We start from the raw sequence: 16,106 nt of genomic DNA, 5'->3' as shown, positions 1-16,106 counted from the left end.
GAGGTATCAGGCAGTCGACGGCGGGGACACGGTCGCCTACAAGCCGTCGGTGCCGCGCCGGTCGTACTCCTCCCACACCCCCCACGCGAGGAGTCCGAGACCGACGGCGAGTAGCGCCCACAGGAGGAGGCGCGTCCCGAGGAACAGCCGTGCCGTTCCGGACGCGTACGGCCCGGGGTCGAAACTCCCCCACTCGAGCGACGCGCTCCGTGCGACGTGGTACTGCGTGAAGAAGAGGTGTCTGGCCCAGCCGTTGACGACGGCCGCGAGCAGGCTCAGGCCCGAGAGAACGCTCCCGGCGAGCAGTTTCGTGTTCATCGGTGGGAGCCGTGACGCCGTCGCCGGATAACGGTGGGGGTCGCGGAACGGGGCTCCGTCGACGGTCCGAGTCCGTCGCTCAGACGCCGCGGCCCTGGAGCTTCTCCTCTTCGGGCATCGTCTCGTTCGCCTGCCCCTTCATGCCCTTGCCGATGTCCTTGGCGATCTCCTTCAGCGTCTCGGGGTCGTCGTAGTTGTTGACGGCGCTGACGATGGCCTCGCCCATCTTCTGGGGGTCCTCCGCGCCGAAGATGCCCGACCCGACGAAGATGCCGTCACAGCCGTGTTGCATCATGAGCGCGGCGTCCGCGGGCGTGGCGATGCCGCCGGCCGCGAAGTTGACGACCGGGAGTCGGCCGAGGTCGGCCGTCTCGTGGACCAGTTCGCGGGGCGCCTCGTGCGTCCGCGCCCACTCGTCGCGCTCCTCGTAGTTCATCCCGGAGAGCTGTCGGATGGCGCGCTGGATGGCGCGCTGGTGGGTGACCGCCTGGTTCACGTCGCCCGTGCCGGCCTCCCCCTTCGTGCGAATCATGGCCGCCCCCTCGTCGATGCGGCGGAGCGCCTCGCCGAGGTCGCGCGCGCCGCAGACGAACGGCGCGGTGAACCCGCGCTTGTCGATGTGGTAGCGCTCGTCGGCCGTCGTGAGCACCTCCGACTCGTCGACCATGTCGGCGCCGGTGGCCTCCAGAATCTGCGCCTCCGCGGTGTGGCCGATGCGGCACTTCCCCATCACCGGGATGGACACCTCGTCGATGATGTCCTCCAGCATTCCGGGGTCGGCCATCCGGGCGACGCCGCCGCGCTTGCGGATGTCGGCCGGTACCGCCTCCAGCGACATCACCGCGACCGCGCCGGCGTCCTCCGCGATGCGGGCCTGCTCGCGCGTCACCACGTCCATGATGACGCCGCCCTTCTGCATCTGGGCGAACCCGCGCTTCACCAGTTCCGTCCCCCGCCTGAGGTCTTCGAGGTCCGTCTCGGTCATACTCGCGCTTACGGCGCGGCGCACTTAACGAGTCTCCTTCCGGCGGGGACGCGTCGCCACCTTCCGCGACCGAGGGTTACAAGCGCGGGCCGCGCCACCGCCCGCCGTGTACCGACGAGACCTGCGCGACACCGATTACGACGACCTGCTCGCCGCGATGGCCAGCGCGGACGCGGCCGTGCAGGCCGCACCCGGGCCCGGCGGCGACCGGCTCGCGTACGCGAAGGCGCGCGAGGGACAGACGGACCTCTGGCTCTGGGACGGCGAGCGGGACGTCCGACTGACGAGCGAGGGTATCACCGCGATGCGCTACGGACGGGGCGACCCCGCGTACCTCGACTGGCACCCCGACGGGGAGGCGGTGGCGTTCGTCGACGCCGACGGCAGCCTCTCGACGGTCGACGTCGACACCGGCGAGGTGACGGCGCTCACGGGGTACGACGACCCCGACCTGGGACTGGCGTACGGCCCCGACGGGGAGGAACTGGTCGTCGTGACGGACCACTTCTCGCGGGCGTCGCTCGCGGTGGTGGCGGCCGACGGGAGCCGGGTCGAGGCGCTCGCCGACGACGAGTACCTCTACGGCGACCCGGCGGTCGCCGACGACGGAACGGTGTACGCGACCCGCGCGCGCCACCGCGACCTGTTCGACTACGAGGCGGCGCTGGTCCGCGTCGACCGTGGGGAAGCGGAGGAGAACGAACGCGTCGAGACGGTGTTCCACGAGGAGGGCGTCCGCGTGCAGAACGTCCGGCCCCGCCCCGACTCCGGGGAGGTGGCGTTCGTCCACGACGGGAGCGGGTTCGACGCCGCGTACGTGACCGACCCGAGCGCCGAAGGGGCCGAAGGGGTCGAGGAACTGTACGCCGAAGACGGCGCGGAGGTGGCCGACCCCGCGTGGAGTCCCTCGGGGATGACGCTCGCGGTGACGGTGACGCGCGACGCGGCGTCGACCGTCCACACCGTCGACCGCGACGGGTTCTCCTCGGAACTGACCGACGAGCGCGTCTTCCACACCGCGCCGCGGTGGTTCGACGGCGACGTCGTGTCCGTGCGCGACGCGCCCCGGGAGCCGCCGGCCGTCTGGAACGCGAGCGACGGCGAGCAGGTGACGCCCACCGCCGCGCCCGCGTTCGACGCGCGCGTCCCGGAACCGGAGTCCATCACATACCGCTCGGAGGACCGCGACGTGCAGGCGGTCGTCTACCCGCCCGGCGACGACGCCGACGACGAGTCGGTTCCGGTGCTGGTGAAGGCGCACGGCGGTCCCACCTCGTTCGACCGCTTCCGGTTCGACTACCGCGCGGGCTACTTCGCCGCGCTGGGGTACTGCGTCGTCCTCCCGAACTACCGCGGGAGCGACGCGTACGGCCGCGAGTTCCGGATGGCGAACGACGCCGACTGGGGCGGCGGCGACCTGCAGGACGTGATTTCGGCCGCGGACGCGGCCGCGACGGCGTACGACGCGGTGGACGGCGACCGGGCCGGCATCTACGGCGGGTCGGGCGGCGGGCTGATGACGGTGAACGCGCTCGGCACCTCCGACCGCTTCCGCGCCGGCGCGGCGTTCTACGGCGTCTACGACTACGAGACGTTCCTCGACGACACGGACGACGTCGGCTGGCAGTTGATGAAGCGCGAACTCGGCGACGTGGCGACCGACCTGGAGAACTACCGCGACGCCTCCCCCATCCGGCACGCCGCGGATGTCGACGACCCGCTGCTCGTTCTGCACGGCGAGGAGGACGCGCGCGTCCCCATCAGCCAGTCCGAACAACTGTGTGACGAGCTAGAGAGACACGGGAAGCGCTACGAGTTCCGCCGGTACGACGGCGAGCCGCACGGGTTCGGCGACCGGGAGAGCGTGGTGGACGCGTACACCCGGGTCGCCGACCTGTTCGCGAAGTACCTCCGCGTCAACCCGGACGACGGGAGCAGTACCCCCCACCCGACGGACGAACCGGACCGGACGTCGGGCTGACCGCGCGCGCGACCCGCCACCCCGGAGAGGGCGAGGACTCGCCGCCTCAGAGGTCGGCATCGATGGTCGCCGCCGCGCGCTCGTGGGCGGTCGGGAGCCGCGTCGAGAGGAGCGCGCGGAACTCCCGTTCGAGCCGCGTGCCGGCGCTCGCGAGCGCCTCCCGGGCCGCCGTCACGTCGTCGCTCGCGTCGCGGAGCGCGCCGTTCGCCGCGGCGGCGTCGCCGGCCGCGGCCGCGTCGTGAGCGCGCGATGCGGCGTCGACGGCCTCCGCGACGGGCGCGAGCACGCGGACGTAGACGCCGTCCTCCTTCAGGCGCGCCGGGAACCGGCCCGCGGCCGCACCCTCGACGAGGTCCGCGACCGACGAGCGACCGGTTCCGTCGTCGCTTCGGTCCCCGTCCGCTCCGCGCTCGCCGCGTTCGACGCTCTCGTCCGGGAGGTCAAGCGACGAGAGGTCGAGTCCGAGCGCGAGCGCGAGCCCCTGCTCGAACGTCTCGGCGAGGAACGTCGCGAGGAAGCGCGCGGCGGCGGCTTTCCCCGTCTCGACGTTCTCGATGGTCGCGTCGGTCTGGTCGGGTCCGGGGTTGACGCGATACGCGCCGGTTCGGCCCGCCTCGTCGGTCACCTCGGCCGTGTACGCGCCCGCCCGGTGGACGTAGACGCCGGCCCGGTCGTCGCCGGCCGGTCGGCCCTCGTAGACGGTGCCACCGAAGTCGTCGGTGACCGACAGCGAGGCGAGCGACGGCCCGTCCGGACCGCTCGCGTCGAGACGGAGCTTCACCGCGTCCTCGTTCGCCGTCATCACGACCGACCCGTCCGCGCCGGCGGCGGTGGTCGTCTCGCCGTCGTGGTCGAGTCGCTGGGCGTACGGCGCGACGCCGGCGGCGTTGACCGTGAGGCGGTGGTCGCCCGCGGGGACGTCCCGGAGCGCGAGGACGCCGGTGAACGTCGGCACCGCCGTCGGCTCGGATTCGAGGAGCGCGACCGCCTCCGTACGCGGGTCCCGCGTTTCGATGCCGTTGTCGCCGGGCGCGTCCGCCGACGGGTGTGCCTCGCGGACCGCGGCGACGACGGCGTCGGTCGGTCCCTCCCCGACGTCGAGTCCGAACCGGTCGACGATAGCCCGGCGGTGGTCGGGGTCGGTCACGTCGGCGAGGGGGTCGGAGAAGCGAGGCTGGGCGTCCGGCATCGAGGGTGACGTCAGGTGCGAGGCCACGGCGTCCTCGGCGAACGCCGGGACGGAGAACTCGAAGCTCAGTTGCGGGCCGGTCAGTTCGTCGACGTCCACCTCGGCCATCGCCGCGAGTTCGTACGTGTGGTCGGCCTCGCCGGCGTCGTCGCGGCCCGCGAACGCGAACTGGCGGCCCGGCTCCCGGGGCGGGAGGTCCACGGGCGGCGACGGGAGCCCGGAGAGTTCCCGGACGGTGAGCGCGTCCGGGAGGAGGTCCTCCCGGGCGACGTTCGGGAGGGCCGGGTGCTCGTGGAGCGGACCCCCGTCGAGTTCCGGCAGCGCGAACGGGAGGCGGAACCCCTCGTCGCGCGGCAGGCCGTACGCCGCGGGCAGGTCGACGAGGTCAAGCAGGCCGTTGTTCACGTCGGCGGTGTCGCCCGCGCCGGGGAGCCGTTCGAACGTGTCGCGCGAGCGGTTCACCCCGAGCGCCGACGAGTGGCTCCCCACCTCGCTGATGATACTCGCGCGGTCCGTCTCGGGGTCGACGAACTCGTTGTTCGGGCACTTCCGGGCGTGCGCGCTGGCGACGAACAGGGCCGGTTCGCCCACCTCGTCGCCCGCGTCCAGGTCGACGAAGACGTGTAGCACCTCCCAGTCGTGCCAGTGGAAGTTGGTCGTGAACTGGTCGAACACCGAGTAGAACCAGAACTGGACCACCGCGAGCGGGGTGTCGCGGTAGCGCCGGACGCTGTAGAACACCGTCGGCGCGGGCGGGCCTCCCTCCCGCTTGAACTCCGCGGTGTAGCCGTCGAGCGCGTCGAACCCGTCGACGACGGTCCGCCCGTCGCGTTCGGTCGCGTAGCGTCCCGGGTCGGTCGGGAACCAGCGCTCGCCCGCCCCGAAGTAGAGGTCCGGCGCGTACGCCTCCGCGAGTCGCCTCGCGTCCGCCTCGTCCGGCGCGTCGGTCGGCGGGCGCTCCCCGGTCCGCGAGAGCACCGCGCCGGCACCGAGCGTCGCGGCGCCCATGCTCGCTCCCCCCAGCAGCAGTCTCCGTCGTGTCACTCCCAACGTGTTCCCCTCGGTTGGGCGACCGTTCACCTCCCTCCGGATATAACTCCAGGTCCAGTTATCGTCTTCCGAGACTTGCTCGGGACCACCGCGGGAACCGACGGAGTGATGCCGCCGGCCCCGGTGGGTCCGCCCATGCGAGCGGCGCTCGTTATCCTCGACGGGTGGGGCCTCGGCGACCACGACAGGCGCGACGCGGTGAAGGCCGCGGACACGCCCGCGTTCGACCGCCTCCGGGAGGCGGGGGCGTTCGGGACGCTCACCGCGTACGGCCGGGACGTCGGCCTGCCGAGCGACCAGATGGGTAACAGCGAGGTCGGTCACGTCAACATCGGCGCCGGGCGGACGGTGTACCAGGAGTACACCCGCATCAACGACGTCATCGAGGCGGGCGAGTTCGCCGAGAACGAGGCCGTCGCCCGGGCGTTCGCCCACGCGGCGGAGGGCGACGGCCGGGTCCACTTCCTGGGGCTGGTGAGCGACGGCGGCGTCCACTCGGACCAGGCGCACCTCCACGCGCTCATCGACGCGGCCGCCGAGCGTGGACTCGACGCCGTCACCCACGCGTTCACCGACGGGCGCGACACCGCGCCGCGGTCGGGCGTCGACTTCCTCGCGGCTCTGGAGGCGCACGCCGAGGACCGGGGGACCGGCGGCGTCGCCACGGTGTCGGGACGCTACTACGCGATGGACCGCGACCGGAACTGGGAGCGGACGGCGCGGGCGTACGACGCCATCGTGAACCGCGAGGCCGACCACGAGACCGCGTCGGCCGTCGAGGCGGTCGAGGAGAGCTACGAGCGCGGCGACACCGACGAGTTCGTCGAGCCGACGCTCGTCGAGGGCGGCCCGGCGCTCGAAGACGGCGACGCGGCGGTGTTCTTCAACTTCCGGGCCGACCGGGCGCGCCAGCTCACCCGAATGCTCGCCGACATCGAGTCCGAGGGCTGGGAGGCGACGGGGGTCGAGACCCGGTCTCCAGAGGTCGAACTGGTGACGATGACCGAGTACGACGCCACGTTCGGCCTCCCGGTGGCGTTCCCGCCCGAGCAGCCGGCGGACACGCTCGGGGAGGTGCTCTCGGAGGCCGGCCTCACCCAACTCCGAATCGCGGAGTCGGAGAAGTACGCCCACGTCACCTACTTCCTGAACGGCGGGCGCGAGGTGGAGTTCGAGGGGGAGATGCGACACATCGTCGAGAGCCCCGACGTGCCCACGTACGACGAGACGCCCGAGATGAGCGCCGTCGAGGTGACGGACGCGGCCGTCGAGGCCATCGAGTCGGGCGACCCGGACGTGCTCGTGCTCAACTACGCCAACCCGGACATGGTGGGCCACACCGGCGACTTCGAGGCGGCCGTCGCCGCCGTCGAGGCGGTGGACGCGCAGTTGGCTCGCCTCGCCGGGACGGTCCGGAAGGCCGGCGGCCACCTGCTCGTCACGGCCGACCACGGCAACGCCGACGACATGGGGACGCCAGCGGAACCGCACACGGCCCACACGTTCGCGCCGGTGCCGTTCGTCTACGTCGCTCCCGACGGCACCGACGGCGGCCGGCGGGTCCGAACGGGCGGGTCGCTCGTCGACATCGCACCGACGCTGCTGTCGCTCGTCGGTGTCGACCGGCCGGAGGCGATGACCGGCGCGTCGCTACTGGAGGAGGCGAACGGCGAGGAGTAGCCCAGACCGCCCAGGGTCAGTTTCAGACCGAGGCGAGTCGGTCCGCCGTGAGGACCCGGACGGAGGTGGGCCGCTTGACGAACTCCCCCTCGCTCTCCGCGACCACCTGCTCGACGCCCCGCTGGGCGGCCACGTCGAGCACCTTCTGCGTGAGTTCGCCGTCGATGACGAGCGCGAACGGCGGGTCGTCGTACTCGGGGTCACAGAGCGCGTCGAACGCCTCGGCGGCCGGCACGTCCGCGAGCACGCCCTGGTCTGCGCCGAGCACGCGAGCGTGGTTGGTCGAGCCGTCGATGACGTCCCGGACGTGCTCCGGGAGCGTCGTCGGTTCACCCGGCTCCGCCCCCTCCGCGGCCGCCTCGGTTCCTCGTCCCCGTCGGGGTCGCCGGTTCCGTCGTCAGCGTCCGGTCGGCCGGCGTCCGACCCGTTGTCGGCCGCGCCGGTCGACTCCTCGTCGACCGCTCCGTCTTCGTTCGCCTCGGCCGACGGAGACGCCGGCTGCTCGGTCGTCTCGGGCGCATCGGCCGCCGGTCCCGGCGTCGCGTCGGGCGCGGGGCGGGTGCTCCCGTCGGTGGCCGCGACCGAGCCCGGGTCCCCGGCGTCGGAGAGTGCTCCCGGCCGTTCGTCGACGTCGAGCGAGTCGAACGGCACCTTCTCGCGGAGCGCCGCGAGCAGGTGCTTGCGCGGGAGGTCCTCGACCGACTGTCCGTCTGGCGCGAACGCGACGTAGTCGACGTCGCCCACCTGTGCGAGTTCGCGAAGGATGAGCCGCCCGCCCCGGTCGCCGTCGAGGAACGCGGTGACGGTGCGCTCGCGCGTCAGGTCCGCGACGGCGTCGGGGACGTTCGTCCCCTCGACCGCCACCCCGTTCTTGATACCGTACTTCAGCAGCGTGAGCACGTCCGCGCGCCCCTCGACGACGACGATGGCGTCCGAGTCGCGGACGCGCGGCCCGGCCGGGAGGCCCTCGTACTCGTCGATGCGTTCGACCCGCTGGGCCTCCCGGACTTCCTCGAGGATGCCCGTCGAGTCCATGACCGGTTCGTCGAACGAGGTGGACAGCAGTTCCTTGGCCCGTTCGACCACCTCGCGCCGCTGGGCAGCGCGCATGTCCTGGATGTCGGTCACCTCGACGCGCGCCTCACACGGCCCGACGCGGGTGATGGATTCGAGGCTGGCGGCCAGAATCGACGTCTCGACCTTGTCGAGACTCGACGCGATGGTTATCTGGCCGAAGCTCTGGCCGTTCTCCGAGTCGACGCCGACGTCGATGCGACCGATCTTCGAACTCTGCTGGAGGTCGCGGAGGTCCAGTTCGTCACCGAGTAGTCCCTCGGTCTGTCCGAACACGGCGCCGACCACGTCGCTCCGTTCCACGACGCCGTCGGCGGTGATGCGTGCGTGTATGAGATATTTCGCAGTGTCGTCCATTGATGTCCCCTCCTGGGGGGTGTGATGGTGATGTGGTGAGTATGAACCGCGTCACCGTTCGGTATATAAGCGCCCAGAGGTGGATATACCTATCGTACTCGGGAGCGCGTCGAACCGGGCCGGCGGACCGGTCGAGTCGTCCCGTCGCGCTCTCCCGCGAGAGCCGGACCGCCACTTCGAGACGTTCACCGCCGGGGTGACGGGCGAGCGGAACGGGACGCCGTTCCCGGGTCACTTCGGGACGCACGCGGTCGAGAACGGCGACCTGCTGTACACGGCGGTGCCGTCGCTCACCGCCCCCGGCGCGCTGTTCGGTCTGCGCGACGCGGTTCAGGAGTACCTCGACACCCGCCGGGACCACGCGGGCCGCGCGCCCCTCGTCGCGTTCTTCGCGCCGCCCGCCCGCTCGCCGGAGTCCGGGCGACGGCCGAGGTGCTCGGCTGGCTGACCGGCATCGACGGGGCGGCCGACGCGGGCGGGGCGAACCGCCGAGCGGACGCGGAGTAGCCGAGCGACCGGCGACCCACGCGAATTTCACTCGGATTCGACTCCATCGTCGTACCTTTATCAGGCGCGGGCGAGACCCTCCGGACAAGAATGCGACGAGCGAAAATCGTCTGCACGCTCGGATTTCACTCGGATTCGACTCCATCGTCGTACCTTTATCAGGCGCGGGCGAGACCCTCCGGACAAGAATGCGACGAGCGAAAATCGTCTGCACGCTCGGGCCGGCGTCGGACGAACGGGAGCGGATTCGAGCGCTGGCCGAGGCGGGGATGTCGGTCGCCCGCCTGAACGCCAGCCACGGGGACACCGACCACCGGGGGAGCGTCATCGACCGCATCGGGACCGTCGACGACGCGACCGACCGGCCGCTCGCGGCGATGCTCGACCTCCAGGGGCCGGAGGTCCGGACCGCCGAACTGGACGACCCCGTCCGTCTGGTGACCGGGTCGGAGGTGCGGTTCGTCGAGGGTGACACCGCGACGCCGGAGGAGGTGGGGGTGAGCTACCCCATCGACGCCGCCGCGGAGGGGGACGTCGTCCTGCTGGACGACGGGCGCATCGAGGCGGTCGTCCGGCGGGTGACCGACGACGGCGCGGTCGTCGCGCACGTCGAGTCCGGGGGGGAGCTCGGTTCGCGCAAGGGCGTGAACGTCCCGGGGGTCGACCTCGGTCTCGACACCATCACCGAGCGGGACGAGCGGGAACTCGACCTCGCGGCCGAGAAGTCGGTCGACTTCGTCGCCGCCTCGTTCGTCCGGGACGCGGAGGACGTGTACGCCGTCTCGGACGCGCTCGACGAGCGCGGCGCGGGCGAGATACCCATCGTCGCGAAGATCGAGCGGGCGGGTGCGGTCGAGAACCTCGACGGCATCGTCGAGGCGGCCTACGGGGTGATGGTCGCGCGCGGCGACCTGGGCGTGGAGTGCCCGCTGGAGGACGTCCCGATGATTCAGAAGCGCATCATCCGGCGGTGCGTCGACACCGGTACGCCAGTCATCACGGCGACGGAGATGCTCGACTCGATGGTGACCGCCCGGCGACCCACCCGCGCGGAGGCGTCCGACGTGGCGAACGCGGTGCTCGACGGGACCGACGCCGTGATGCTGTCGGGCGAGACGGCGGTCGGCGAGCACCCGGTGCGCGTCGTGGGGACGATGGACCGCATCGTCCGGCAGGTCGAGACCAGCGACGAGTACGCCGAGACGCGCGAGGAGCGGGTCCCGCTCGCCGACGAGGACTCCCGGACCGAGGCGCTCGCCCGGTCGGCGCGCTACCTCGCGCGCGACACCGACGCCGCGAGCGTCGTCGCGGCGACGGAGTCGGGGTACACCGCGCGGAAGGCGGCGAAGTTCCGTCCCGGCGTCCCGGTCGTGGCGACGACGCCGAGCGACCGGGTGCGCCGCCAGCTCGCGCTCTCGTGGGGCGTGCGGCCGATGTACGCCGACCACTCGCCGGGCATCGAGGGCGTGATGGACTCGGCCGTCTCGGCCACCTTCGAGGCGGGCGTCGCCTCCTCGGGCGACACGCTGGTCGTCCTCTCGGGGATGATGACCGAACTGGAGGGGACGAGCACGACGAACACGCTCAAGCTCCACGTCGCCGCCGAGACGGTCGTCACCGGTCGGAACGTCGTCGGCGGACGGACCGCGGGACCGGTGTACCGGGTGGACGACGGCGACATCTCGGACCTGCCGGCGGGCAGTATCGTCTACCTGCCCGCCGAGTTCGACGGCGAGTTCACGGGCGACACCGCCGCGCTCGGCGGCATCATCGACGCGCGCGCGGGCATGACGGGCTACCCGGCGCTCGTCGCCCGCGAGGTGGGCGTACCGATGGTGTCGGGCGCGCCGCTCCCGGACGACCTGCCCGACGGGACGACCGTGACGCTCGACGCCGAACGCGGCGTCGTCTACGAGGGGGACGTCATCACACACGCCCAGGGACGCTGAGGCGAGGGGACGGGAACCGAGGGTCGGGTCCGCCCGATTCGCCCCACCGCGACGACCGACTCCCCGACACCCATTTACCGCCGACCGACCTACTCTGGGTATGAGCGACAGCGACGAGGAGGGCGAGTGGCGATTCGGCCTCGACGAGGTGGACGAGGACGGCATCGTTCCGCCCGAACGCGCCCCCATCGAACCGGAGTCGGTGTCCGTCGAGAACGCCCTGTTCGTCGCGGTGGGCGCGCTCGGAACGCTGCTCGTGTTCCTCTCGGCCACGCTTTTGTAGCGCCGTCTCTCACTCACCGCCATGCTCCAGTTGGACTTCCTCGGTCCCGAGACCCTCCCGCTGCTGCTCATCGCGTCGGGGCTCATCGTCTCCATCCTCGAGGCGCTCGCACCGGGAGCGCACCTCGTCGTGCTCGGGGTGGCGCTGCTCGCGGCGGGGCTGGTCGGACTGGTGCTGGGGCCGGTCGCCGGCCCGTTCGTCCTCGGCCTCTTGGTGCTCGTCTTCGGTGCGCTCGCGTTCTACGGCTACCGCGAACTCGACATCTACGGGGGGAAGGGCCAGCAACAGACCTCGGACTCGGGGTCGCTCCGCGGGGCGACCGGACGAGTCACCGAGCGGGTGACGCCGCGCGGCGGCGAGGTGAAACTCGACGGCGGGGGATTCAGTCCCCACTACTCCGCCCGCTCGGTCGACGGGGAGATACCCGTCGGCACCGAGGTGATGGTGGTCGACCCCGGCGGCGGGAACGTCCTCACCGTGGAGTCGCTCGAGGGCGGCGTGGACGACATCGACCGCGAACTCGCCCGCGAACGCCAGCGACGCGAACGGCGCGAGGAGGAGGGGACCGAGGAGCGCGGAGACGACCGAGGGCGCGAGCGCGAACTGGAGTGACGCGCGACCGGTCGCGGGCGGCCGGGCGACGACTCGCGTCGGACGGACCGAAAGCGGCGGACGAGAGGCGGGCGAATCCTTAAGTTAGGAGGGACGAAACCGCTAGCGTATGGTCCTCCTACTGCAGATAGCCGGCCTCGGTGCGGCGGTGCTGGGGCTGTTGTTCCTGCTCGTCGTCATCGTCGCGGTGTACCAGGCGATCGTCATCGTGGACGCCTACGAGAAGAAGGCGCTCACGGTGTTCGGCGAGTACCGGAAGCTGCTCGAACCGGGCATCAACATCGTCCCGCCGTTCGTCTCGCGGACGTACACCTTCGACATGCGGACACAGACGCTCGACGTCCCCCGGCAGGAAGCCATCACGCGGGACAACTCCCCGGTGACGGCCGACGCCGTCGTGTACATCAAGGTGATGGACGCGAAGAAGGCGTTCCTCGAGGTCGAAGACTACAAGACGGCCGTCTCCAACCTCGCCCAGACCACCCTCCGCGCCGTGCTGGGCGACATGGAACTCGACGACACGCTCAACAAGCGTCAGGAGATAAACGCCAGAATCCGGAAGGAACTCGACGAACCCACCGACGAGTGGGGCATCCGCGTCGAGTCGGTCGAGGTGCGCGAGGTCAACCCCTCCCAGGACGTCCAGCAGGCGATGGAGCAGCAGACGTCCGCCGAGCGCCGCCGCCGCGCCATGATTCTGGAGGCGCAGGGTGAGCGCCGCTCCGCCGTCGAGAGCGCCGAGGGTGAGAAGCAGTCGAACATCATCCGGGCGCAGGGTGAGAAACAGAGCCAGATTCTCGAAGCGCAGGGCGACGCCGTCTCGACCGTGCTGCGCGCGAAGTCGGCCGAGTCGATGGGCGAGCGCGCCATCATCGACAAGGGGATGGAGACGCTAGAGAGTATCGGACAGGGCGAGTCGACCACGTTCGTCCTCCCGCAGGAACTCACCAGTCTCGTCGGCCGCTACGGCAAGCAGTTGACCGGCAGCGACGTACAGGACTCCGCGGGACTCGATTCGCTCGAGTTCGACGAGGAGACGCGCGAACTCATCGGTCTCGACGACATCGACGAGATACTCGGCCAGATCGACGAGGCCGCCGAGATGGACACCGAACAACTCGAACAGGAGGCCGAGGCCATCAAATCCGGCGACATGGGCTCGAGCATCAAGTCCGCCGACGAGGTCATCGAGGAGGCCAACCAGGAGGACACCATCCAGTCCGCCGACGAGGTCGTCGAGAACAGCGAGGGCGACGGTGCGGCCGGCGGCGGCGACCGGGAGGCCGAACCGGAACCCGAGAACGAGTAAGGTCGACCGTCCCTCCCGGGGCGCGATACCCCGACACCCTTTTGCCCGCCGTATCACTACGGGGAGTCGTGACGCGCGAGGTGGACCCCGACAAGCGGGCGACGCTCCGTCGCTTCGCGGCGCTCGGGGCGGCGACGCCGCTGGTTTCGAGCGGCCGCGCCGCCGGCGACGACGCCGGCGACACCTCGGACGTGCGCGACGCCATCCGGGGGTACCTCGCGACGACGCCCGGCGCGCACTTCTCGAAGCTCCGCGACGACCTGAAACTCGGCACCGGGGAGGCGCAACACCACCTCCACCGACTCGAACGCGACGGGGCGGTGGTCTCCCAGAAGGACGGCGACTACCGGCGGTACTTCCCGGCCGGACGGTTCTCCGCGTTCGAACGGCGCGCGCTCGGCTACCTCCGCCGCTCGACCCCCCGGGGGATGCTGCTCGCGCTGCTTCGCGACCCGGAGGCGACGGGGGCGGACGTGGCGCGCGCGCTCGACGTCTCGCGGGCGACCGTGAGCAACTACTCCGGCGACCTGGAGGCGGCGGGGCTGCTCGACCGCTCGGACGGCTACCGGGTGGCGCGCCCGGAGGCGGTCATCGCGCTCGTGGTCCGGTACGCCGACTCGTTCGGCGCCGACGCCGTCGCGTTCGCCGACGACGTCGCGTCGTTCATCAGCTACGACGGCCCGGGCGAAACTCCCTGACGGGAGGGGTTCTCCGCGGGCGTGCTGTAGTAGGAGGAACGTAGATAGAGCGTACCGAACATCGAAAAGACTCTAAACCGGACGGAAACGTTACGGAACCGAGGCTCAGCTACCCACTGATGCCAGACGGCCGGCCCAACGTCCTGTTCCTGTTCAGCGACGAACACAGCTTTCGCTGTTTCGGTCACCGCGACGCCGAGAGCGGCGAGCCGGTGGAGACGCCGGCGTTCGACGACCTCGCCGCGGGAGGGACCGCGTTCGAGAACACCTACTGTCAGATGCCGCTGTGCACTCCCTCTCGCCTCTGTCTCCTCACCGGACGCGAGGTCCGCGGGGCCGGCGCGTGGGACAACAACCGGGTCATTCCGCCCGGTGCGGCGACGCTCCCCGGAACGCTCGGCGACGCGGGATACGACACGTGTCTCGTCGGGAAGATGGACCTCGGCGGGAACCGGCAGTTCGCCGGCTTCGACGACCGACCGTACGGCGACCTGACCGGCGGGACGACGCACCAGTGGGAACCGCTGGACCGGGCGGGTGGGCGGAGAGTACGTGACCGCACGCGCGACGCCGGCCTCACGGAGGTCCCCGAATCGCACCTCCAGGAGTACAGCACGGTCCGCGAATCGCTCGCCTGGATTCGCGAGCAGGAAGCGGCGAGCGATGAGCCGTGGTTCCTCACGGCCTCGTTTTCGCGGCCGCACTTCCCCTTGACCGCCCCACGACGGTATCTCGAGCGGTACTGGGACTCCGAGGCCGACGAGCCGACCGACCGGCTGACCGAACCGAAGGTCGGTCGCGAGGGCGACACGTCGGCCCACCCACTGACCGAGGGCGCGATCGAGGGCTTCCGGACCGAGGAGATCGGCGATACCGAGCGCCGGCGCGCTCGCGCGGCCTACTTCGCGTGCGTCGAGTTCCTCGACGAGGTCGTCGGGGAGTTCCTCGCGACCCTGCGTCGTGAAGGTCACCTGGAGAACACGGTGGTCGTCTACACCTCCGACCACGGCGAACTCGCCGGTGAACACGGCATCTGGTGGAAACACACGTGGCACGAGGCCGCGACCCGGGTCCCCCTCTTCGTGCAGACGCCCGCTCACCGCCGAGGGGACACCGACCCGACGACGGTCGAGACGCCCGTCGGTCTCGTCGACCTCTTTCCGACGCTCTGTGGACTCGCGGGAGTCGAGCCGCCGGGCGACCTCGACGGGGTCGACCTGTCAGAAACGGTCGAACGCGGCACCGAGCCCGACCGGGGACCGGTCGTCTGCGACAACTTGACTCCGCGCTGGGGGGAGGGGACGGAGTTCCGACTCGTCCGCGACGGCGACTACAAGTACGTCGGGTTCCGGGACGCACCCGAGGTGCTGGTCGACCTCGACGCCGACCCGCTCGAACGGCGCAACCTCGCGGCGGACCCGGCGGCGCTCGGGAGCGAGCGGCGCGACCGGCTCGAACGCCTGCGCGGGTTCGTCAGCGAGACGATGGACTTCGGCGCGGCGGAACGACAGCGCAGACGGGACCGAGAACTCGTCGAGACGTACGCGCTCGACGCCGAGGCCGCCTCGCCCTCAGGGAACTGCTACGCGATGCCCGACGGTACCGTCGTCGACGCGGACGTGCCGCTGTACGACCCGACGGTCGTGACCGACGAGCCCGAATCCACGTTCGACGACTATCCCGGCGAGTGAGTCCCGGTCGGGTACGACCGACGGTCACGGGGGCGCGGAGCGACCGACAGCAGTGCTCCCGAGCGTCCGGCGCTCGAGTCGGCTGTCGACGGAACGAGCGGGAACCCGCACCCGGCGGGCTCAGACCGTGACCATCCACGTCGTCCCCGAGCTGTACCCCCACTTCTCGACGGTCAGGTCGAACTCGCCCTCACAGATGGGGGACATGTTTGCGCCGACCTCTTTCGCGCTCATGTCGAGGTCCTCGGCGATGAGGCGCGACTTGAAGTACGTCCGGGTGGCCGCCTGCTCGCGGAGGTACTCGAGGATGCGGGCCTGCTTGTCCGTCAGGTCCGGCGTGTGCGCGACGTCGCCCGCGTCAGTCGTGGTCGTCTCAGCCGTCGCCGCCTCGGTTGCGCTCATACACCCACGGACGACCCGTCG

Annotated in this window: 14 protein-coding genes; 9 read left to right on the top strand and 5 right to left on the bottom strand. The window is 71.2% G+C overall.

Annotated features, from left to right (window positions below):
- Positions 1 to 36: 36 nt before the first annotated feature.
- Together AC6RUA_RS14415 and pdxS are read right to left on the bottom strand one after the other, a co-directional pair.
- Positions 37 to 318: a hypothetical protein gene (locus AC6RUA_RS14415; protein WP_499813692.1), complete on the bottom strand. Its 282-nt coding sequence runs from the start codon at positions 316 to 318 to the stop codon at positions 37 to 39.
- 79 nt (positions 319 to 397) lie between these two features.
- Complete coding sequence (pdxS, locus tag AC6RUA_RS14410) at positions 398 to 1,303, bottom strand: pyridoxal 5'-phosphate synthase lyase subunit PdxS (RefSeq protein ID WP_499813691.1); 906 nt, start codon at positions 1,301 to 1,303, stop codon at positions 398 to 400.
- A gap of 106 nt (positions 1,304 to 1,409) precedes the next feature.
- Between pdxS and AC6RUA_RS14405 the strand changes: the two genes are divergently transcribed.
- Positions 1,410 to 3,284 (top strand): S9 family peptidase, encoded by a 1,875-nt coding sequence (locus tag AC6RUA_RS14405; protein WP_499813690.1) that lies wholly within the window; start codon positions 1,410 to 1,412, stop codon positions 3,282 to 3,284.
- A 46-nt stretch (positions 3,285 to 3,330) separates the two neighbouring features.
- Here the strand turns inward: AC6RUA_RS14405 and AC6RUA_RS14400 are convergent, their stop codons facing one another.
- The gene (locus AC6RUA_RS14400) at positions 3,331 to 5,517 is read right to left on the bottom strand and encodes a hypothetical protein (RefSeq protein ID WP_499813689.1); all 2,187 of its coding nucleotides are present in this window, start codon (positions 5,515 to 5,517) and stop codon (positions 3,331 to 3,333) included.
- A gap of 141 nt (positions 5,518 to 5,658) precedes the next feature.
- Here AC6RUA_RS14400 and gpmI point away from each other — a divergent pair, with 141 nt between their 5' ends.
- A complete protein-coding gene (gene gpmI / locus AC6RUA_RS14395) occupies positions 5,659 to 7,203 on the top strand; it encodes a 2,3-bisphosphoglycerate-independent phosphoglycerate mutase (protein ID WP_499813688.1) in 1,545 nt (514 codons plus the stop codon).
- Here the strand turns inward: gpmI and dnaG are convergent.
- Positions 7,174 to 8,634 (bottom strand): DNA primase DnaG, encoded by a 1,461-nt coding sequence (dnaG, locus tag AC6RUA_RS14390; protein WP_499813687.1) that lies wholly within the window; start codon positions 8,632 to 8,634, stop codon positions 7,174 to 7,176. The two genes, gpmI and dnaG, sit on opposite strands and share 30 nt — an antisense overlap.
- 79 nt (positions 8,635 to 8,713) lie before the next feature.
- Here dnaG and AC6RUA_RS14385 point away from each other — a divergent pair, with 79 nt between their 5' ends.
- From AC6RUA_RS14385 to AC6RUA_RS14355, 7 genes are all read left to right on the top strand, one after another.
- Positions 8,714 to 9,082, top strand: a complete 369-nt coding sequence (locus AC6RUA_RS14385; protein WP_499813686.1) for a YqcI/YcgG family protein — start codon at positions 8,714 to 8,716, stop codon at positions 9,080 to 9,082.
- Between the two features lie 247 nt (positions 9,083 to 9,329).
- The gene (pyk, locus tag AC6RUA_RS14380; RefSeq protein WP_499813685.1) at positions 9,330 to 11,090 is read left to right on the top strand and encodes a pyruvate kinase; all 1,761 of its coding nucleotides are present in this window, start codon (positions 9,330 to 9,332) and stop codon (positions 11,088 to 11,090) included.
- A gap of 100 nt (positions 11,091 to 11,190) precedes the next feature.
- A complete protein-coding gene (locus tag AC6RUA_RS14375) occupies positions 11,191 to 11,373 on the top strand; it encodes a DUF7312 domain-containing protein (protein ID WP_499813684.1) in 183 nt (60 codons plus the stop codon).
- Positions 11,374 to 11,394: 21 nt separating this feature from the next.
- A complete protein-coding gene (locus AC6RUA_RS14370) occupies positions 11,395 to 11,985 on the top strand; it encodes an NfeD family protein (protein WP_499813683.1) in 591 nt (196 codons plus the stop codon).
- A gap of 109 nt (positions 11,986 to 12,094) precedes the next feature.
- Positions 12,095 to 13,294, top strand: coding sequence for an SPFH domain-containing protein (locus AC6RUA_RS14365; protein ID WP_499813682.1), 1,200 nt, complete (start codon positions 12,095 to 12,097; stop codon positions 13,292 to 13,294).
- A 68-nt stretch (positions 13,295 to 13,362) separates the two neighbouring features.
- Positions 13,363 to 13,992 carry a winged helix-turn-helix transcriptional regulator gene (locus tag AC6RUA_RS14360; RefSeq protein WP_499813681.1) on the top strand — a complete coding sequence of 210 codons (630 nt, stop codon included), beginning with the start codon at positions 13,363 to 13,365 and terminating at the stop codon, positions 13,990 to 13,992.
- A gap of 119 nt (positions 13,993 to 14,111) precedes the next feature.
- Positions 14,112 to 15,683, top strand: coding sequence for a sulfatase-like hydrolase/transferase (locus tag AC6RUA_RS14355; protein ID WP_499813680.1), 1,572 nt, complete (start codon positions 14,112 to 14,114; stop codon positions 15,681 to 15,683).
- 120 nt (positions 15,684 to 15,803) lie between these two features.
- Here AC6RUA_RS14355 and AC6RUA_RS14350 read toward each other — a convergent pair whose 3' ends face one another.
- The gene (locus AC6RUA_RS14350) at positions 15,804 to 16,085 is read right to left on the bottom strand and encodes a DUF7123 family protein (protein ID WP_499813679.1); all 282 of its coding nucleotides are present in this window, start codon (positions 16,083 to 16,085) and stop codon (positions 15,804 to 15,806) included.
- Between the last annotated feature and the right edge of the window lie 21 nt (positions 16,086 to 16,106).

It is taken from the genome of Halorarum sp. SLYT50 (assembly GCF_059821265.1).
This window is presented reverse-complemented; position numbering and strand designations above follow the sequence as displayed.